The organism is Marinomonas sp. G8-14 (assembly GCF_055808935.1).
This window is the reverse complement of the sequence record NZ_CM147891.1, coordinates 1,685,008-1,703,313: the sequence shown is the minus strand read 5'-3', so window position 1 is coordinate 1,703,313 and position 18,306 is coordinate 1,685,008. Positions and strand designations below refer to the sequence as shown.

Sequence of the window (18,306 nt, the reverse complement as noted above, 5' to 3'; positions counted from 1 at the left end):
TTATGTCTGACAATGCAATTGCTCAATTGTTACAAATAGAGCAGCAAGTCCGTTGTTGTGAAACAGCGACGGACTTGGGTTTTATTTTAGTTAACATAACTCGACATTTAGTACCTTATCAACAAGCTGTGTATTTGTCCGGGACGGAACTAGAATCTTTAAAAACAAATGCGATCAGTGATATCGCTTTGGTGGATCGAACCACGCCATTTAGTGCGTGGTTGGAACAGGTGTCAGCGGTGGTGAATGCCTCCGATCAGGTGAATAAAGTTCACACGATAGAGACAAAAAAATTGCCAGCAGCACTGTTGAACGATTTGAACGATTTTACGGTTCCGTATATGTTGTGGCTGCCTTTGCTGATTCCTTCTAAACCCAATCAAAGGGTAGGGGTGCTTTGGCTCGCAAAGTCTCAGCCATGGACAGAAAAAGAGATAGGTCTATTACAGCATTTGGCTTCCAGCTATGCCCATGCTATGCAGGTATTTGTCCAACGCTCTGGATGGGGAGTCTGGCGACGTCGCTTATTGTCTAAGAAAGTGAGCTTAGTAACAGCGGCTGTGGTGATCTTGCTGGGTTTTGTTCCAGTGCGTTTAACAGTGCTAGCCCCTGCCGAGATTATTGCAAAAGAGGCTCTGCTCGTGACGTCTGCTATTGCAGGTGCGGTAAGTGAGGTAAGGGTTAAGCCTGGAGATTTGGTTAGCATGGGACAGCCTATTGTCATCATGGATAAAACGGAGTTCCAAGGGCGCTTTGACGTTGCACAGCGTGAATTAGAAAGGGCGATGGCGGAGCTTAGAACCACAGAACAGGCAGGCTATGTTGATCGTCGAAAAAAAGCGGAATTGGCTGAGTTGGAATCTCAGGTCGCTCTAAAAACTATTGAGCGAGATTATTTACAAACTAAGCTTGATCAGACTCAAATTTTAGCCGATAAAGCGGGGGTTGTGGTGCTAGATGACCCAGAAAAATGGAAAGGTCGTCCTGTCGTTGTCGGCGAGCGTATCATGTCGATTGCAGACCCCAATAACATACAGTTAGAAATTAGGCTGCCAGTTACTGACGCTATATCGTTAAATCATGGTAACGAGGTCACACTATTTCTTGATACGGATCCTTTAAATCCTCTCCCATTTTTGGTGAATTATTCGTCTTTTGAGCCGAGTTTGACCCAAGATCAGATCATTGCCTATCGGATAGTGGCGGATATACATGGTGATATTAAGCCACCAAGAATTGGTTTACGTGGCACGGCGAAACTGTATGGTGATGAGGTGTCTTTAGCATATTATTTGTTGCGTCGCCCCCTTACCTTTATTCGTCAATTTTTGGGTTTTTAGGTGTCTGTCCAAATGGAAGCGAACGCACTGCCTAAATTACGTCAAAACCTGTCTTTACTGACGGCTCCGCCAGACGAAGATGGCGAGCCGCGTTGGCAGATTTTTGATCCGCTTAGCAATAAATTTTACTATTTATCCAGAACCGCTTTTTATATTTTTCGGGAGTGGCGTTATGCGAGCCACGATAATGAGTTATTGTCTCGGCTTGCTCAAAAAGGCATTGACGTGGATGAGAAGGAGTTTGATTATTTCTTGCGTTTCTTGGAGTCGAATCATTTTTTGGAGGCTCGCACAGAAAAAGATTTAACGCGCTTACGAACGGAAGTTAGTCAACATAAAAAACATTTTTTATCATGGCTTTTACACAATTACTTATTTATCAAAATCCCACTTTTCCGCCCTGATTTGTTCTTAAATCGTTTCTATCCACTGGCTAGGTATCTTTTTAAATGGCGTATAGACAGAATCGCCTTAGTACTTGGTGCCCTTGGCTTAGCGATGGTGTTAAGGCAATGGGAGACGTTTACTCATACCTTTCAAGACTTATTTAATTTATCCGCCATTGTTTATTACATTTTAGCCTTGGTATTAGTGAAAACGGCCCATGAGTTAGGGCATGCTTTGGTGGCTAAGCGTTACGGTTGTCGAGTGAGTTCTATGGGCGTCGCGTTCTTATTGATGACGCCCATTTTATATACCGATACGACTGACGCGTGGCGTTTGCGCTCACGTTTTCAGCGGTTAAGTATTGTGACCGCTGGGGTGAAAGTTGAAATTTACATTGCTTGTGTGGCGACATTTTTATGGGGGATCGTGCCTGATGGTGGTCTTCGTGGTGTGTTGTTCTTTGTTGCTACCACCAGTTGGATTTCGTCTTTATTGATTAATATTAGTCCGTTTATGCGCTTTGATGGCTATTATGCGTTGTCAGACTTTCTTGGTATGGAAAACTTGCAGCCACGTTCTTTTTTAGTCGGAAAGTGGTTCTTGCGAGAGCGACTATTTGGTTTTGGTTTTTTACCGCCAGAGCCTCTTAATCGAAAGAAATGTGCATTGATGGTGAGTTATGCGTGGTGCACTTGGGTTTACCGGTTTTTCTTATTTTTAGGCATTGCCGCTTTGGTGTACTACTTCGCTTTTAAAGTATTAGGTATTGTTCTTTTTTTGGTAGAAATTATTTGGTTTGTGTTGCTACCGATTGTGAAAGAAGTAAAGGTATGGATCAGTTTGAGAAAAAATATGTCGTTTAATCGCGCCACCACAATGACGGTATTGTTTTGTGTTTTAGGGTTGTTTGTTCTTGTTGTGCCATGGAAAACTCACATTAGTGTACCTGCGGTAGTTACTTTTGAACGTCATCAAACTCTTTATCCCAGTGAAGCTGGTAGGGTGGTTGCTTGGCAGGTGGCGCCAAATGAAAAGGTAAAGCAAGGGCAGTTACTGATATTGCTAGAGTCTCCCGATGTTGAACAGCAAATTGTGTTGACTCAGTCTAGGCTGAACGCGTTGCAAATAAGTTGGCAGCGAGCGGGATCCGGTGCGGGTATATTGGATGCCTTTTCTAGTCTACAAGTACAGATAGCAAGGGAGCAAGCTCGTCTACAATCCTTGCTTGACCAAAGAGAAAGGCTTGCGATCAGAGCGCCCTATGATGGTTATATAGGTGAGTGGCTATCTTTAAACGTTGGTGATTATGTCAATGAGCATTCAGCATTGGCAACACTGTATGATGATGAAAGCCTGATTGTTAAAGCCTATATAGATGGTCGTTTTATTCCATTGTTGAAACATGATGAAACGGCTTCATTTATAGGTAATGATGGTAATCCGTTGGCGGCAAGCCTGCTTATTGATAAGGTTATCCCCATCGCTATAAAACGTTTGCAGTACTCAGGGCTTGCTTCAACCCACGGTGGTGCAATAGCAACGCAAAAGTTAAACGATGAGTTGATCCCTGAAACAGCCACCTATGAAGTGCATTTAGTATTGCAAAGAAGCACGCAACTTAATCGTCAACAATTTGGTATGGTGAGTTTAGCTATTGAGCCAACCAGTTTTCTGGTCGATGGGTTGCGTTATCTTTATGGGGTGTTTATTCGAGAGTCTGGTTTTTAAATCAGGCCTGATGTCGATATTACAATGAAAATGATGATATGAAAAAGCAGAACCGTTTAGCCATTGATTGGACGCCTGAACAAATTGACGCAGTAGTAAAAGATTTAGCTACTTTGCGTTTGACGGTGGATCTGGATCTGGTGCCTCGTTACCCTTATTTTGGCGATAAAATTTATCCATTAGGACGTTGCAAAGAAATACGTGACGCTGTTTTTACCGCTTTGCAAACTCAGCTTCAACAGCCAAAAGGAGAAGGCATCACCTTAATAAGAGACGCGCTTGATAAAGGGGCGGTGTTAAAGAAAATATGGGGAGATTTGCGCGGTGTGTATTTTCAAAATGCGATGACGTTGGGAAACTGGTATTTGGATGTTTCTAACGACACCGTCAATCCTAATAAACCAAGAGTGGAAGTTTTGCCTTTAGCTGACTCGGGGTTTGCTGATATATCCAGTTTTGAGCAATTTATTAAGGTTGCCCAGTTTTATTGGGGGGTTGACGTGTATCGTAATGATGTTTGCCCAGCATTAGCGCCTTTTATGCCGTTGATCTATATACGTGAAGATGGGGTGAGTTGGATGGGAGAGGCGAACGACGATATGTTAGCCATGACCATGAGTAACGAATTTTCAGCCGCTGAGCGTATTTTGTCTGCGTTACCTTCTCCACCTGAAACATTGATGCAAAAGTGGCGTAATGTCATATCAAACTTGGCACCTAATGATTTTTTGCACGCCAAAGGCGATGCTATAGAATATTGTCGACACTATAGAGCGCAGCAATATTATTTGGGATCTCGTGTTCGTGACAGTGCCGTGATGGCGTATTTGGCGTTGCCAAAAGGTATTTGATATGCACAGTAGTCAGCAAGAAAAAATAGCGCTGGAACACCAAGCTGCGAAACTTTTTATGCGTTGTTATGAGCGTAATACGGGCAAACCTATCCGTCATATCTGGCACAATGATCCCATTCGCCCCGATGTCTCCTGCATGTTAGAAGGTGAACGCCTAGATCTGGAAATTGCGCACCTTTATGGTTCGGAAGAGGAGGCCATGGAAATACTGGGTCGTGACCTAAGTGATGCAACCCGTAACGTGCTACGTGCCTTAAAAGCAGAGCCTGTAGATGAGCGTTTATTGCAGGCTTTGAATCGAATTTTAGAAAATAAAGCCGGTAAGCGTTACGATACTAAGCGTGTTTGGCTGGTGATTCGAAATGCGCATCCTGCTTGGAGTAAAGAAGACATCAAGGCGTTGGAGCATCTTATTACTATTCCTATTCCTCATGCCTTTGAGAAGGTGTGGATTCTTGGCGATATGGAAGGTAAAAGCGGGATTGTGCGCCTTTACCCCTAAATTGAAAAACGTTACTTGTTTTTTTGTTTCTCTTCTAGGCGACTCTTTGCTAATTCATTGATTCGTATTTGTTCTGCTTTGTATTTTTTTAGAATAACCAGACCAACAATTAACGCGGCGCAGAAGAAAATAATAGCAAAGGCACCAAGGGCAACGGTGGCAAGTGAGTTCATGGTATTTGACCTTATAAAGTGATGCACGGATTATATAAAAAAATGGCCACACTGAAAGAAAGTGACATAGCTTTTTTGTTTTACCGCATCATTTTACCTTGTTGGTCTTGTAATAATCCGTCAATGACGTATATTTGTCATTATGTTTACTATTATTGAAACGCCTACATTTGAAGCGGATGCTAGAAAAATTTGGACAGAGGAAGAACGAAGTTCTTTTTTTGCTTGGTTGGCTGCGAATCCGGAAATTGGTGACCCCATTGTCGGTAGTGGTGGATGTAGGAAGGTTCGTTGGTCGGTTGCGGGTTCAGGGAAAAGTGGAGGAGTAAGAGTTATCTACTTCACTAGGTTAGCAAATGGTGAGATTTGGTTATTAGTGATTTACAAAAAAGCCGTCAGGGAAAGTATACCCGCGCATATCTTAAAGTCGATTCGTGAGGTATTAGAAAATGAGTAATGAGATTTTGAGTGCAGAGGAGCTTGGTAACAAGCTGCTTCAGTCTGTTAAAGAAATGAAAGCGGGCAAAGCCGCACGATTGAGTTATGCAAAGCCTAACATGGTGACAGAGGCTCGTGGTAAAACGGGTTTAACCCAAAAAGAATTTGCTAAAGTGCTGCATATTTCTTCGCGTACTTTACAGGAATGGGAACAGGGGCGTCGTCAGCCTTCTGGACCTGCTAAGGCGCTCATCGAGATTGCCTTTCGCCATCCAGAAGTGATCCGAGAAGACTTTAGTCTCAGAGGTTGATGGTATTCTAGCGTTGGTGAACGCATTTGCCAGCAGAGTAGGTGGCTTGGATAGCTCGGTCATCACCAATGGTCATAAAGACAAAAAGTGTCTCTTCGATGCCTTTTGATAAGGCCAAGCGTGATGTGAGTAGAGGCGTGGCTTTTTTGTCTAAGATGATGAAATCTGCTTCACTACCAACCGTCAGGTTACCAATTTTATCGTCTAAACGAAGTGCTCTGGCACCACCTAGAGTAGACAAATATAGAGATTTGATTGGGTTTAGGTTCTCGTTCTGTAGCTGAATCACCTTGTAGGCTTCGTTCATGGTTTGCAGCATGGAAAAGCTGGTTCCACCGCCGACATCTGTGCCAAGGCCAACATTCACTTTATGCTCTTCCGCTTTATTAAGTTTGAATAAACCGCTACCAATAAACAGGTTAGAGGTTGGACAGAAAGAAATCGCTGAGCCGGTTTCGTGCAATCTATGGTATTCGTTATCACAAAGGTGAATGCCGTGAGCAAATACAGAACGCTCGCTCAACAGTTTGTGCTGGTCATACACGTCTAGGTAGTTGGTACTTGCAGGGAAAAGGTCTTGTACCCACGCACATTCATCTTTGTTTTCAGATAGGTGAGTGTGAAGATAAACATCTTTGTATTCACTTAGCAGCTTACCTGCTAATTGCAGCTGCTCGTCTGAACTGGTCGGTGCGAAACGCGGTGTGATGGCGTAATGCAAGCGACCTTTGTTGTGCCAAGTTTCAATAAGCTCTTTGCTTTCTTGATAGCTCGTTTCCGGTGTGTCTGTTAGATAATCTGGTGCGTTGCGGTCCATCATGACCTTGCCGCAAATCATACGCAAATTATGGACTTCGCTGGCTTCAAAAAAAGCTTCAACAGACACTTTATGTACCGTGCCAAATACCAGTGCGGTGGTTGTGCCGTTGCGTAAAAGTTCTTTTAGGAAGCGGTCTGCAACATTGCGAGCATGAGTTTTGTCACTAAACTTACTTTCTTCTGGGAAGGTGTAGGTGTTTAACCAAGTTAGTAATTGTTCGCCGTATGAGCCGATCATATCGGTTTGTGGGTAATGGATATGTGTATCAATGAAGCCAGGTGTGATAAGCGCGTCTGGATGATGCTCAACTAGGGTGTTATCTGGTAGTGTTGGTAGTAGATCGACTGCGTTACCAAGGGCGTAAATCTTATCGTCTTGAATGACTAGCAAGCCATCTTCAAAGTATTCATAGGCGGCATCAATGCCGACGTCTTTGGGATCTGCGATGCAGTGAATAATGGCGGAGCGCCACGCTTTCAAATGGCTCATATGTTTCTCGTGGGTGTCTTCTAAAATGATTTGAAATATAAAGTTTGACCGAATGGTTATACTTTATCAGGTCTTTTTCGTACTTTCATCAAACCTTATATTGTGATTTAAGAAATAATCCAATTATTAGTCTTGCTAGTATCACCAAAATAACGCCGAAAGCATCCGCGTAGAAATCTAACCATTCCGCATAGCGGTTTACATAAGGCTGAATCAGTTCAATGGCGCCACCTAAAAATATGATGAATAAAGACAGCAAGAGAAAGCGTTTCATTGGGCCAAAAGCACATAAAAGTGCCCATCCACCAAAGCCAATAACATGATGCGTTTTATCAGTACCTGGCACTGATGGAAGGACATCTGCAGGCGTTAATGTAGCTAGGCAGATGATGAATGCGCCTAAAACAAAACCGACAGCTTGTGCTGTCGGAGAGGTGAGCTTGTTGATCATCGTAAAATGCGCGCTCGAATATTTTTGCCTTTGATCTTTTTGTTTTCGAACTCTTTGACTACCGTTTTAGCCACTTCGTTGTCGACAGAGACATAAGCATGAAAGTCAAAAATATCGATTTTACCAACTTGCGATTTATCCAGTCCTAGCCCCGCTGTTAATGCGCCTAATATGTCGCCTGGACGAAGCTTGTTTTTACGACCCGCATCAAAAGAGATGGTGGTTTTTTGTGGAATCAAACGATAGTGCGGATCAATACTATCCAGTTCGATGAAGTTTGCCGTAGTGTTAAAGCGTGTTTCAATATCACGCACCTTGTAATCGTCTTTGGATGTAACAAGGTTGACGGCAATACCTGCTGCGCCGGCACGGCCGGTACGACCGATGCGATGGGTATGAACATCGGTATCACGGGTGGTATCGTAGTTAACGACTAGATCAATTTCTTTTACGTCAATGCCACGAGCAGCGACATCAGTAGCCACTAAGACACAGCTACTTTGGTTGCTAAAACGAACCAATACTTGGTCGCGTTGTCTTTGTTCAAGGTCGCCATGAATTGCCTGAGCAGCGACTTTATGCTCTGCTAGCCAATCAGCAACCACTTGTGACTCAGCCTTTGTGTTGCAGAACACAATAGCTTGACGTGGTTCAAAGTGCTGTAATGTGGCAAGCAGTGTTTCACATTTGTCTTTGTTTTCACTGCGCACAAAAAATTGTTCGATATTCGGTTTAAGGTCTTCTTGTGCTTCGACTTTAATGCTGATGGGATGGTTTTGGAATTCAGCACTGATGGCTTCAATTCCGTCGCCATAAGTGGCTGAAAAAAGCAGAGTTTGGCGGTTGCTTGGCGTTAATTCTACGACTTCACGTATGCTGTCGATGAATCCCATATCCAGCATTCGGTCTGCTTCATCCAATACGAGTGTGTTTAAGGCATTGAGTTTCAGTGAGCCCTTGCGTAGGTGCTCCATCAAGCGACCAGGTGTGCCCACAACGATATGCGCGCCATGCTCCAAAGAACCAATCTGTGGACCAAACGGCATACCTCCACATAGGCTCAGAACTTTAATGTTGTCCTGAAAACGAGCCATTTTACGTATTTCTTTTGATACTTGATCAGCCAATTCACGTGTCGGACACATAACCAAAGCTTGAACGCCAAAGAAGCGTGGGTTGATTTTTAGCAACAGACCAATGGCAAAAGCAATGGTTTTACCACTGCCTGTTTGTGCTTGGGCAAGAATGTCTTTGCCATCAATCATAGGGGGTAAGCTTTGTTCTTGAATCGGAGTAAAAGTGGTGAACCCCATGTCTGAAAGTAAAGCGGTTAGTTTGGTCGGTAAAAGATTGTTTAGTGCATGCTGGAATTGGATCACAAGAGACTCGTTCGATGGAATAAATAATGGGCAAAGGATACCAGAAAACAACGCTGAATACTTTTCTTAACTATTTATTCCGTGTTGATTTTATGATTTTTAGGTAAAGTAGGCGTAAGTATAGATATAGTTGTATTGGCGCGGGTTTTGTTTACGGATTGGCAACGAGTGGATGATGGCTTCTTCAAGGAATAATGTGAAAAATAAAAACACACACTACATTGTCTTTTTTATTGTTTTTGCATGTGGTGTTGTGGCCAATTTTATGCCGTGGGAATGGAGTCCTCTATGGGTGTTTAGTGTATTGGCTTTGGTTTTGTCTTTTTATACAAAAAAATTCTTATCGAAATACTACTCTGTCCTTGATTCTGTCAAGAAACGGATCGAAATAGATGAACTTACTGGTTTATATAGTCGTTATCAGATTCAACAAGAGTTAAGTCAATTAATTCTTAATTGTCATGCGCAAGACAAAAAATTAGCGGCTTTAGTGTTGGATTTAGATCATTTTAAAACCATTAATGATGCGTTTGGTCATGAAATTGGCGATAAGCTACTGGCTAGTGTCGCTCAGCGTCTTGTTTTTGTTTGTCCGCCACAGGCTGTGGCAGGGTATTTGGGCGGGGATACCTTTCTGGTTTTGTTGGCGCTGAACAGTGATCAGGGTAAATCGGATTTGGTGACTTTATCCAAAAGTATCATAGATCATGTTAGTCAGAGTTACCTTGTCGATGCGTTGACGCTTAATATTGGCTGTTCGATTGGTGTTGCTATGTACCCAGAGTTTGGTTTGGATGCGGCAGCATTAATGAAAAACGCCGATATGGCTGTGTATCGCGCCAAGTCCGCGGGTCGAGCCACGTATTATTTTTACGATGGTGAAATGGGGAAACAGTTTGCGCGGAATGTCAGAATAGAGACTCGTTTGCGACAGGCTTTACAAAATGAGCGTTTAGAATTGCACTTTCAGCCCAAGGTGGATCTCATCACTGAGCACTGTGTGGGGATGGAGGCGCTATTACGCTGGAATGATGAGGAACTGGGGCGTGTATCTCCGGCAGAGTTTATTCCGATTGCTGAGCAGACTGGCGTGATTTTGCCTTTGGGTGAGTGGGTGTTTGAACAAACGTTTCGACATATTTTGGAATGGCAAAAGCAGGGCATTACCGTCCCTCCAATCGCGATTAACTGTTCGGCAGCGCAGCTCAAAAGAGTGGATTTTTTACCTAAACTATTAATGTTGTTGGATAAATATAAGATTGATCCCAGTTTATTAGAGATTGAAGTGACGGAATCCATTTTGATTGAAGACGCAAAAAGTTGCGCGGAGCTTTTGCGTCAAATGAGTCATCTTGGTATTAAGCTGGCCATTGATGATTTTGGCACGGGATATTCGAGCTTGAGTTATTTGAAAGATCTTCCTTTTCATTATGTGAAAATAGATCAGGTATTCATCCGAAATATTGTTGATGATAAAAGTCATGCGGCCTTAACGAACGCCATTATCAGTCTCAGCCACAGTTTGAACTTGAAAGTCATTGCTGAGGGTATTACAAGTCTAGAACAACTTACCTTGTTACGTGAATATGGCTGCGATATAGGCCAGGGCTATCTGTTCAGTAAAGCGCTTGGTGCGGATTCTTTAGCGAGTGATCCTATGATTGTCGCACTGAATGAACAGGCACTATAGTCTGGCAACAAGTATTGCTGTCCAACTATGCGCTTAGCGATGCCATTACAGCGTGCCGTCTTTACGTACTTTTTCTTTTAACGTATCCCAGAATTGTGTGAGATTAGGGTTCTGATTAAACCTTGAACGGTATAGTCGTATTTCCAGCGGAATATTCCAGTTGGCCTCTCCTGCCAACGCTACTTTTCCATAGTTCAGCGTGTCTAGCATCAGGCGTTTAGGAATCCAACCTATGCCGTAGCCCTCTTTTACCATGGCTTTGATACTGACCGAATGGTAGTTCTCGGACAGTGTCTGCAGCTGCGGGATGTCTCTTTGACGCTGTAGATGGTGATGTATCACAGGCTGTAAAAAAGAGTTTTCATAGTAGCCAATATAAGGCAGCGGTTTTCTTTTTACTCCGGGCAGGGTGAATTTGGGTTGCCCTGTGTTGTCTGTGGCACTACATGGAATAAGTGTCTCTTCGGCAATAACCAAATGCTCGTATTGTTCATCATCGAGGGCACGGATAAAGTTGATCGCAGGATGCCAGTAGCACAACATGATGTCGCATTGTTGGTCCATAAGCGCATTGACAAAATCAATCCCTAACCATGAGCTTGATTTCATGTTGATGTCTAAATCAACATTGATACTTTGACAAAACGGTTCAATGACGTCTTTGTAAAAACTCAGAAATAATGTTTGTGTTGTTACAAAGCGTATTTGAGACTCTTCCTGTTTGCGAATTTCTTGGCAGCGCTCTTTGGCGTCTCGTAATTGTCTTGTAATCAGCTCTGCGCTTTGAAGAAAGACTTCTCCTGCTGGCGTTAAAGATAAAGGCAGGGTGTTTCTGTCTATCAGGGTGACGCGCATTTCCTCTTCGAGCAGTTTAATGCGTCGGCTAAAAGTTGGTTGTGTAACGTTTTGCTCATCCGCTGCACGAGAAAAATGACGTGTTTTCGCGAGCGCAATAAAGTCTTCAAGCCATCTTATTTCCATACAACCTCCCAAGAGAACGAAGGTATGTGTTTGAGTAATAGTGAGAGAATCATAATCTTCTCTCCTCAATTGCATGGCAAGCCACGCTACTGCCATCACTTTGTAGCACCATCGCAGGGGATTGTTCATAACAACGCTGATTTGCGTAAGGGCAGCGAGCCTGAAAAACACAGCCAATAGGTTTTTCTGTTGGGGTTGGTACTTCACCAATTAAACGAATAGGTTGCGCAATGTTGCTGTCCAAGCGCGGGATCGCTGATAACAAGGCTCTGGTATAAGGGTGCTTAGGCGCGCTGAATAATGTGCGTGTCGGAGCTAATTCACATACGCGCCCTAAATACATAACCGCCACACGTGTGGCGAAATGTTCCACTACAGCGAGGTCGTGAGTGATAAACAAGTAGCTTAGATTGCGTTCTTCTTGTTTATCCATCATCAAGTTAAGCACTTGAGCTTGTACTGATACGTCTAATGCGGATAAAGGCTCGTCGGCGACAATAAAGTCTGGTTCCACAGAAAGCGCACGAGCAAGACTTATACGTTGTCGTTGTCCACCTGAAAACTCATGGGGATAACGGTCTGAACTTGATGCAGAAATGCCCACGGATTCGAGTAATTCGTCAATTTTCTCATCCACTTGAGTCTGTGAAAGCTGTGGGTTATGGAAAGAAATGGGCTTCGCTAAGAGTTTGGTAAACCGTCATTCTAGGGTTCAAAGACGCATAAGGGTTCTGAAATACCATTTGCATACGGCGACGAAAAAACATGCGTTGGCGATTGTTTAACTGGTCAATACGCTGATCAAGGTAATGTATTTCCCCCGCACTTGGTTTGGTTAACCCCATAATAACGCGTGCTAATGTGGATTTGCCACAACCTGTTTCACCGACGACACATAAGGTTTCACCTTGATTGATCGTGAGATTAACGCCATTAAGAGCATGAACACTGTCTTTGTGTCGTTTAAATTTACCTTCATGGAGGCGCCATTGACTGAGCCAGCTTTCATTGGTTGAGAAGGCTTTTTCTAAACCACTAATCTGAATAAGAGGGGTGACCATCAGTTTGCCTCCTGATCTTGTTCAGCAAACTCATTGAGCATGTCTTCTACTAAAAAACAGGCCACACTAGATACGCCACTGTAAATAAAACGAGGTTGTTCCTCTCGGCACTTTTGCGTTGCGTAAGGGCATCTCGGGTGGAAGGCGCAACCGGAAGGGCGCTCAGCCAGTGATGGCATGCTGCCCTGAATTTGGTTCAATCTTTGTCCTGGTAACGTCATTTGGGGTAAGGCATTCAGTAAGCCCTGTGTATAAGGATGTTGCGGATCATTAATGATTTCCAGTGTGGGTCCTTCTTCGACAATATGACCGGCATACATGACAATAGTCCGCTCAGCCACTTTAGACACTACGCCAAGGTCATGACTAATCAGCACTAACGCCACGCCATTGTCTCTGCAGATTGCCAGTAGCAGCTGTAGAATTTCCGCTTGAATGGTGACGTCCAGTGCTGTTGTCGGTTCATCTGCAATAATAATATCTGGGTTTAGCAACAAAACCGAAGCAATGATGACCCTTTGTCTCATGCCGCCAGATAATTCGTGTGGGTATTGGTTAAAGCGTTTTTCAGGCGAGGCTATTTGGACGTGGTGCAGTTTTTCGATGGCAATATTGCGCGCGTCTTTGTAAGAGATTTTAGTATGGCTGCGGATGGTTTCGACCAGCTGATCGCCAATGGTTAAAACGGGGTTAAGCGTCATCATAGGGTCTTGAAATATCATCGCAATGCGTTTGCCACGAATTTCCTGAAGTTGACGCAGGTTCATTTTGGTCAGTTCTTTGTTTTCTAATTTAATGGAACCGGATTCGATATACCCAGGTTTGCCAATCAAGTTCACAATAGAGAAGCCCAATACCGATTTTCCCGCACCAGATTCCCCTACAATCGCGATGCGCTCTCCACGGTTTAGCGTGAAGCTGACGTCAATGAGGGCGGCGAGTTCGCGCTCTTTAGTGTGAAAGTTGACGTGGAGGTTGCTGACGCTTAGTAAATTCATTTTAGTCTTTGTAGGTCCTAGGGTTAAGGTGGTCGCGTAGCCAATCACCAAGAAGATTCATGACGAGAATCAAGAGTATTAGGGTGAGGCTTGGTATCACACAGATCCACCAAGATCCAGCAAACATGTAAGCAAATCCTGCGGATATCAAGGAGCCAAGAGAGGGTTCAGTGGCTGGCATGCCTAAGCCTAAAAAAGACAAGGCGGCTTCAGCGACAATGGCATTGGCGATTTGCACGGTAAAAATGACCAAAATTGGGGACAAGGTGTTAGGTAGGATATGGCGAAACATGATGCGTTTAGAGCTGATGCCCATGACACGAGCTGCATCGACGTATTCTTTCTGCTTTTCGGCCAATACCGAAGCACGAATCGTACGTGCGAAAAGTGGCCACTCAGTCAAACCAATTACTAAAATCAGAATAACCATCGCCAGTTGTTGATATAACGCAATGCCAAATAAAGATTGAAAAATAGCAAGAAAAACAATGGCCACCATCATGTTTGAGAAAGACAGTTGGATGTCCGCACAACGCATTAAAAAGTTATCGATGCGTCCACCCAAATATCCTGCGATGAGGCCGATACAGATGCCTAATGTCGCTTGTATTAATACGGCACAAATACCTATTGTTAAGGAAAGTCGCGTGCCGTACAGGATGACTGACAATAAATCACGCCCTTGAGCATCTGTGCCGAATAAAAACCGTTCGTCACCACTGATCCAGCTCGGCGCGATCTCGGCGTTCATGAGATCCATAAAGGCCGGATCTGCTATATCAAATGGCGCTACCAATGGTGCTAACAGGGCAACAAGGCAGTAAAAAAGAAAAACAATCAAGGCTAGGATAGCCAGTTTGTCACCGACAAAGCCAGACCAAACATGGTGCCAGCGGCTGCTTGGGATAGGATGAATAAGGTCTTTTTTCGAGTACTTCATAATCCGTGACTCGCTAAGCGTACGGTGGGATTGACCAATCCGTAAATTAAGTCCACTAAGGTATTAGTGATAACAAATATGCCTCCAACGACGATTAAATACGCAGAGACAAGCGGTGTGTCTACTCGGTTAACCGCATCCATAAACAAAAAACCCATGCCGGGCCACTGGAAAATAGTTTCTGTCAATATGGTATAAGCCACCAAAGTCCCTGCTTGAATACCGCCAACGGTTATAACAGGCAGCATGGTGTTCTTTAGGGCGTGTTTAAAATAAATGCGTGGTGCAGATAGCCCTTTTGACCAAGCAAAGCGAATGTATTCTGACTGTAAAACCTCCATCATTTCAGCTCGTATTAAGCGAACAAAAATTGGCATCAAGGCAATGGCTAGGGAGAAACTAGGAAGGAGCAGGTGTTTTAAGCCGTCTTTAGTAAATAGTCCGCTTTCCCATAAGCCAAAAATCTCGGTCGTCTGTCCTCTACCAAAACTGGGGGCCATATTCAATTCAATCGAAAAGATATAGACCATAAGAATGGCGACAATAAAGATAGGCACAGAGAGGCCAATCGAGCTGACGATCATTAATAGGCGGGAGAGTATGTGTTTAGGCTTAATCGCTGCTAACACCCCGCAAGGTGTTGCCACAAGGACAATGATTAAAATGGCGCAAAATGCCAGCTCTAATGTGGCGGGTAATTTGTTAAGAATCACATCTAAAGCTGGCTCTTTATAATAATAAGATGTGCCTAAGTCGCCGTGCAGTACGCCCTTTGCAAAGCGCCAATATTGACTGAAAAAACCATCGTTTAAGCCTAATTCGTTGCGAAGTTGATTACGCTCTTCTGGTGATACTGTCATACCAACCATTTGTTGCACTGGATCACCTAGTTTGTCTTGTATGGCAAAGCTGATGATGCTGATAATGATCATAACAAAACAAGCCTGCATTAAGCGGCGGAGTAAGAATATCAACATGGAATGAGACCTTTCACGACTACTGCGCTCTCCAATACTTTGTTAAAAACAGACTCAAAATGCTCATTTATACCCCATAGACTCGGCTTTGGCTCTCTGCGTCGCTCTAACACCTGCATCCATGTAGGTGTCCGCTTTTTCGTCTGTTTTTGCCTCGTCTTGGCTTCGCTCGTGACATCGTGCAAAGTTCTCATGGAATAATTTTATTCCTTTTGGCCTTTGCTAGAGTTATTTTAGTCATTGCCTTTTGAACAAATGTGCCCGCAACACACTTGGGATTTTTACTGTTTTTCAATGAATAAATCTCCTAGATGCGGGTAGTTTTGATCATTGACTATGTCTTGTATTTTGACATTGTCCTTTGCTGCCCAAATCAGCGATTGCCAGTAGAGAGGGACAACGGCTGCATCATTGTAAAGTGTTCTTTCTATCTGTTGCAAAAGGCGTAAACGTCTTTCTGGGTTCATTTCTCTATTGGCTTGACGAATATCGTTATCAATACTAGGTTGGCAATATTCGCTGGCATTATAAGCACCTAAGCCCGTTTTGGCATCCGCGCAGGCGATAATAAATTCAAATAAGTTGTTCGAGTCCATGGTGTCTGACTGCCAACCCAGCATCATCATATCGGCACTGCGGTTATCAAACTCTTTAAAATATTGCGCTTTAGGTAAGGTTTTTAAATCAACCGTGATATTGATTCGGGCCAACATGGCGGTAATAGCTTGAGCGACTTTTTCATCGTTCATATAACGGTTGTTTGGTGCCATCATACTAATGCGAAAGCCTTTTTCGTAGCCGGCCTGTTTCATCAAATCTAGAGCCTTTGATACATTGTATTCGGGTTCTAGGCCATTAATGTGGCCTAAAAAACGATCAGGACTTAATTGGCTTGCGGGTGTGGCATAGCCTTTTAATATTTTCTCCACAATGAGCGGTTTGTTGATGGCTAAGTTAATGGCCCTTCTTACCCTGACATCCTGAAATTCGACACGACGTTTTTGATTCATATGTAGCAATAAAATACGCGTGCTGGGTAGAGTAACTAGTTGTATTCCGTGTATTTTTTTTGTTCGTTCTATGTCTATCGGGGAAACAGGGAAAATAAAATCCACATCGCCAGAGAGTAGCGCCGCCAGTCGAGTCGAGTCCGCGTGAATGGGTGTTAGGATAATCTGATCGACGTTGCCAACGGTATCTTTATCCCAGTAATTGGGGTTGCGTTTAAGTTCCATGCGGCTGCCCAGTTCACGGTTCGTGAGTATGAACGGACCAGTTCCGGAGACATGGCTAGAAGCAAAGGTTTCGCCGTATTTAATGATTTCGTCGTGACCTTGGTAAAATGCCTCATCGAGTGGAAAAACATAGGTCATTATGTTGAGTAACAGAGGATTGGTATAGGTCGTATGAACGTCGATGGTGTAATTGTCAACCATAGAGACAGCATCAATTGTGTCGAACATCGCGCGAAAATCTGGAGACCTTTTTAGACGCTGGATGGTATACACCACATCTTTTGCGGAAAACGGATTGCCATTGCTGAAGGTAACATCTTGGCGTAAATAAAAGCGCATGGTCTGAGCATCAAGACGCTGCCACTTTGTAGCCAAACGGGGCTCAAATTGGCCATTTTGTTTCCATCGTATAAGAGGGTCGAAAACTAGGTGAGAAAATTGTAATGTGCTTTCTGACAGCTGTTCGTGTGGATCCAATGAAACAGGGTCAGCGTCGAATGCCATTCTCAGGGTTGTTGCTGCCGCTTGATTCCATAAAGTGAGAGCCAAGCAGCAGGCTAGAATAACCTTTATTTTCATTATCTCTGTCTCTTTATTAGATGTGGCTTACACGCGATGATGGTGTGCTTTATCGAATGGCGTGAACACGATTTAGAAAGCATGACGATAATCCTGACCATGTAGACGACCCAGCATTTTTGCAAAAAAATAAGTAAAAAGACAGCAAGAGTATCTTGTTTTGTCATATTAAGATGGAATTGTGTTTTATTTAAAGTATTTCGCCAGCTGGGTAGGTAAATATGAATTATTTTGCACATCTACACATTGCCTTTATTACAAATACTTCTTGGGTTGGCAATTTATTGGGGGATTTTCCAGTTGAGCCAGCCAACTTAGATGCAGATTTGCTGGTGGGTTGGCGTATGCATCAAAAAGTTGATGTTATGGTTGATCAGCACGAAGCTAGCGTGTTGTTTCGGTCTATGGCACGCAAAGGGCGTCGCCGATTTGCAGGGATTGTTCAAGATATAGTCATGGATTACTGGTTAATTCATTATTGGTCAGATTTTAGCTCGCAACCTTTGTCCGTGTTTTGTGAGCAAGCGGTATCAGGCTTGGTGCAGGATAAAGAGAGAAGCCCTGCACGCTTAAAAAGCATGATCTATTCATTAGAGCGTGAAAACTGGTTGTCTAACTTGGGGACGTTAGACGGGGTTGAAAAAGCGATTCGCTCAATCATGCATCGTTGGCAACATGGTGCTCATTTACAAGGCTTTGTCGAGGAGCTGCCGAGTGTGATTGCTCAAGCAGAGGGGCCATTTTTACATTTATATCCAGATTTACTGGCGTATGTGCGAGAAGAAATAAAAAAAACCGAGGCCACACACAGCCTCGGTTCAACGGATCCTTTAACGATGTAAATCGCCGTGATCCGATCGAGAGAACAACCATATAAACGCTATAAGCTCAGTGCAGATTCTTTGCTTTCGTTTACATGGCGCAAATGAGTATAGAGCGTTTACGCCATACGTTGCTTTGATTTGGATCAGAT

The 18,306-nt window shown here is 43.6% G+C and carries 17 protein-coding genes and 1 pseudogene; 8 read left to right on the top strand and 10 right to left on the bottom strand.

Annotated features, from left to right (window positions below; all coding sequences use genetic code 11):
- Positions 1-2: 2 nt before the first annotated feature.
- From AC0L6V_RS08780 to AC0L6V_RS08765, 4 genes are read left to right on the top strand one after another with little or no spacing between them, the layout of a single operon-like run.
- On the top strand, positions 3-1,340 hold the full coding sequence (locus AC0L6V_RS08780; protein ID WP_409419677.1) for an efflux RND transporter periplasmic adaptor subunit: 1,338 nt from the start codon (positions 3-5) through the stop codon (positions 1,338-1,340).
- A gap of 12 nt (positions 1,341-1,352) precedes the next feature.
- Positions 1,353-3,455: a site-2 protease family protein gene (locus AC0L6V_RS08775; protein WP_409419676.1), complete on the top strand. Its 2,103-nt coding sequence runs from the start codon at positions 1,353-1,355 to the stop codon at positions 3,453-3,455.
- 38 nt (positions 3,456-3,493) lie between these two features.
- On the top strand, positions 3,494-4,306 hold the full coding sequence (locus tag AC0L6V_RS08770; RefSeq protein WP_265219180.1) for a hypothetical protein: 813 nt from the start codon (positions 3,494-3,496) through the stop codon (positions 4,304-4,306).
- A gap of 1 nt (position 4,307) precedes the next feature.
- A complete protein-coding gene (locus AC0L6V_RS08765) occupies positions 4,308-4,811 on the top strand; it encodes a hypothetical protein (protein WP_265219182.1) in 504 nt (167 codons plus the stop codon).
- An 11-nt stretch (positions 4,812-4,822) separates the two neighbouring features.
- Here the strand turns inward: AC0L6V_RS08765 and AC0L6V_RS08760 are convergent, their stop codons facing one another.
- A complete protein-coding gene (locus AC0L6V_RS08760; RefSeq protein WP_265219183.1) occupies positions 4,823-4,984 on the bottom strand; it encodes a hypothetical protein in 162 nt (53 codons plus the stop codon).
- 142 nt (positions 4,985-5,126) lie between these two features.
- Between AC0L6V_RS08760 and AC0L6V_RS08755 the strand changes: the two genes are divergently transcribed.
- Together AC0L6V_RS08755 and AC0L6V_RS08750 are read left to right on the top strand one after the other, a co-directional pair.
- The gene (locus tag AC0L6V_RS08755) at positions 5,127-5,441 is read left to right on the top strand and encodes a transcriptional regulator (protein ID WP_265219184.1); all 315 of its coding nucleotides are present in this window, start codon (positions 5,127-5,129) and stop codon (positions 5,439-5,441) included.
- Positions 5,434-5,733: a helix-turn-helix domain-containing protein gene (locus AC0L6V_RS08750; protein WP_265219186.1), complete on the top strand. Its 300-nt coding sequence runs from the start codon at positions 5,434-5,436 to the stop codon at positions 5,731-5,733. The genes AC0L6V_RS08755 and AC0L6V_RS08750 overlap by 8 nt, the downstream gene beginning before the upstream one ends.
- 7 nt (positions 5,734-5,740) lie before the next feature.
- Here the strand turns inward: AC0L6V_RS08750 and guaD are convergent, their stop codons facing one another.
- The 3 genes from guaD to dbpA all read right to left on the bottom strand — a co-directional run bounded on the left by guaD (position 5,741) and on the right by dbpA (position 8,872).
- Positions 5,741-7,042 (bottom strand): guanine deaminase, encoded by a 1,302-nt coding sequence (guaD, locus tag AC0L6V_RS08745; protein ID WP_409419675.1) that lies wholly within the window; start codon positions 7,040-7,042, stop codon positions 5,741-5,743.
- An 88-nt stretch (positions 7,043-7,130) separates the two neighbouring features.
- Positions 7,131-7,493, bottom strand: coding sequence for a VanZ family protein (locus AC0L6V_RS08740; RefSeq protein ID WP_265219187.1), 363 nt, complete (start codon positions 7,491-7,493; stop codon positions 7,131-7,133).
- Complete coding sequence (dbpA, locus tag AC0L6V_RS08735) at positions 7,490-8,872, bottom strand: ATP-dependent RNA helicase DbpA (protein ID WP_409419674.1); 1,383 nt, start codon at positions 8,870-8,872, stop codon at positions 7,490-7,492. The genes AC0L6V_RS08740 and dbpA overlap by 4 nt, the downstream gene beginning before the upstream one ends.
- Positions 8,873-9,068: 196 nt before the next feature.
- Here dbpA and AC0L6V_RS08730 point away from each other — a divergent pair, with 196 nt between their 5' ends.
- Positions 9,069-10,562: a putative bifunctional diguanylate cyclase/phosphodiesterase gene (locus tag AC0L6V_RS08730; protein ID WP_265219189.1), complete on the top strand. Its 1,494-nt coding sequence runs from the start codon at positions 9,069-9,071 to the stop codon at positions 10,560-10,562.
- Positions 10,563-10,607: 45 nt separating this feature from the next.
- Here the strand turns inward: AC0L6V_RS08730 and AC0L6V_RS08725 are convergent, their stop codons facing one another.
- The 6 genes and pseudogenes from AC0L6V_RS08725 to AC0L6V_RS08700 form a co-directional block, all read right to left on the bottom strand.
- Complete coding sequence (locus tag AC0L6V_RS08725) at positions 10,608-11,543, bottom strand: LysR family transcriptional regulator (protein WP_111607645.1); 936 nt, start codon at positions 11,541-11,543, stop codon at positions 10,608-10,610.
- Positions 11,544-11,592: 49 nt separating this feature from the next.
- A pseudogene (locus AC0L6V_RS08720) lies at positions 11,593-12,604 on the bottom strand (ABC transporter ATP-binding protein).
- The gene (locus tag AC0L6V_RS08715) at positions 12,604-13,602 is read right to left on the bottom strand and encodes an ABC transporter ATP-binding protein (RefSeq protein ID WP_265219190.1); all 999 of its coding nucleotides are present in this window, start codon (positions 13,600-13,602) and stop codon (positions 12,604-12,606) included. The pseudogene AC0L6V_RS08720 and the gene AC0L6V_RS08715 overlap by 1 nt, the downstream one beginning before the upstream one ends.
- A gap of 1 nt (position 13,603) precedes the next feature.
- A complete protein-coding gene (locus AC0L6V_RS08710; RefSeq protein ID WP_265219191.1) occupies positions 13,604-14,542 on the bottom strand; it encodes an ABC transporter permease in 939 nt (312 codons plus the stop codon).
- On the bottom strand, positions 14,539-15,519 hold the full coding sequence (locus tag AC0L6V_RS08705; RefSeq protein WP_265219192.1) for an ABC transporter permease: 981 nt from the start codon (positions 15,517-15,519) through the stop codon (positions 14,539-14,541). The genes AC0L6V_RS08710 and AC0L6V_RS08705 overlap by 4 nt, the downstream gene beginning before the upstream one ends.
- A gap of 281 nt (positions 15,520-15,800) precedes the next feature.
- The gene (locus AC0L6V_RS08700; protein WP_409419672.1) at positions 15,801-17,333 is read right to left on the bottom strand and encodes an ABC transporter substrate-binding protein; all 1,533 of its coding nucleotides are present in this window, start codon (positions 17,331-17,333) and stop codon (positions 15,801-15,803) included.
- 221 nt (positions 17,334-17,554) lie between these two features.
- Between AC0L6V_RS08700 and AC0L6V_RS08695 the strand changes: the two genes are divergently transcribed.
- The gene (locus tag AC0L6V_RS08695) at positions 17,555-18,175 is read left to right on the top strand and encodes an acyl carrier protein phosphodiesterase (RefSeq protein ID WP_265219194.1); all 621 of its coding nucleotides are present in this window, start codon (positions 17,555-17,557) and stop codon (positions 18,173-18,175) included.
- The last annotated feature ends 131 nt before the right edge of the window (positions 18,176-18,306 follow it).

Excerpts from the sequence above, each read along its gene's own strand:
- AC0L6V_RS08775 (WP_409419676.1), top strand. The coding sequence starts at position 1,353 with ATGGAAGCGAACGCACTGCCTAAATTACGTCAAAACCTGTCTTTACTG.
- AC0L6V_RS08760 (WP_265219183.1), bottom strand. The coding sequence starts at position 4,984 with ATGAACTCACTTGCCACCGTTGCCCTTGGTGCCTTTGCTATTATTTTC.
- guaD (WP_409419675.1), bottom strand. The coding sequence starts at position 7,042 with ATGAGCCATTTGAAAGCGTGGCGCTCCGCCATTATTCACTGCATCGCA.
- AC0L6V_RS08750 (WP_265219186.1), top strand. The coding sequence starts at position 5,434 with ATGAGTAATGAGATTTTGAGTGCAGAGGAGCTTGGTAACAAGCTGCTT.
- AC0L6V_RS08725 (WP_111607645.1), bottom strand. The coding sequence starts at position 11,543 with ATGGAAATAAGATGGCTTGAAGACTTTATTGCGCTCGCGAAAACACGT.
- AC0L6V_RS08740 (WP_265219187.1), bottom strand. The coding sequence starts at position 7,493 with ATGATCAACAAGCTCACCTCTCCGACAGCACAAGCTGTCGGTTTTGTT.
- AC0L6V_RS08705 (WP_265219192.1), bottom strand. The coding sequence starts at position 15,519 with ATGTTGATATTCTTACTCCGCCGCTTAATGCAGGCTTGTTTTGTTATG.
- AC0L6V_RS08755 (WP_265219184.1), top strand. The coding sequence starts at position 5,127 with ATGTTTACTATTATTGAAACGCCTACATTTGAAGCGGATGCTAGAAAA.
- AC0L6V_RS08770 (WP_265219180.1), top strand. The coding sequence starts at position 3,494 with ATGAAAAAGCAGAACCGTTTAGCCATTGATTGGACGCCTGAACAAATT.
- AC0L6V_RS08765 (WP_265219182.1), top strand. The coding sequence starts at position 4,308 with ATGCACAGTAGTCAGCAAGAAAAAATAGCGCTGGAACACCAAGCTGCG.
- AC0L6V_RS08780 (WP_409419677.1), top strand. The coding sequence starts at position 3 with ATGTCTGACAATGCAATTGCTCAATTGTTACAAATAGAGCAGCAAGTC.
- AC0L6V_RS08715 (WP_265219190.1), bottom strand. The coding sequence starts at position 13,602 with ATGAATTTACTAAGCGTCAGCAACCTCCACGTCAACTTTCACACTAAA.
- AC0L6V_RS08700 (WP_409419672.1), bottom strand. The coding sequence starts at position 17,333 with ATGAAAATAAAGGTTATTCTAGCCTGCTGCTTGGCTCTCACTTTATGG.
- AC0L6V_RS08710 (WP_265219191.1), bottom strand. The coding sequence starts at position 14,542 with ATGAAGTACTCGAAAAAAGACCTTATTCATCCTATCCCAAGCAGCCGC.
- AC0L6V_RS08695 (WP_265219194.1), top strand. The coding sequence starts at position 17,555 with ATGAATTATTTTGCACATCTACACATTGCCTTTATTACAAATACTTCT.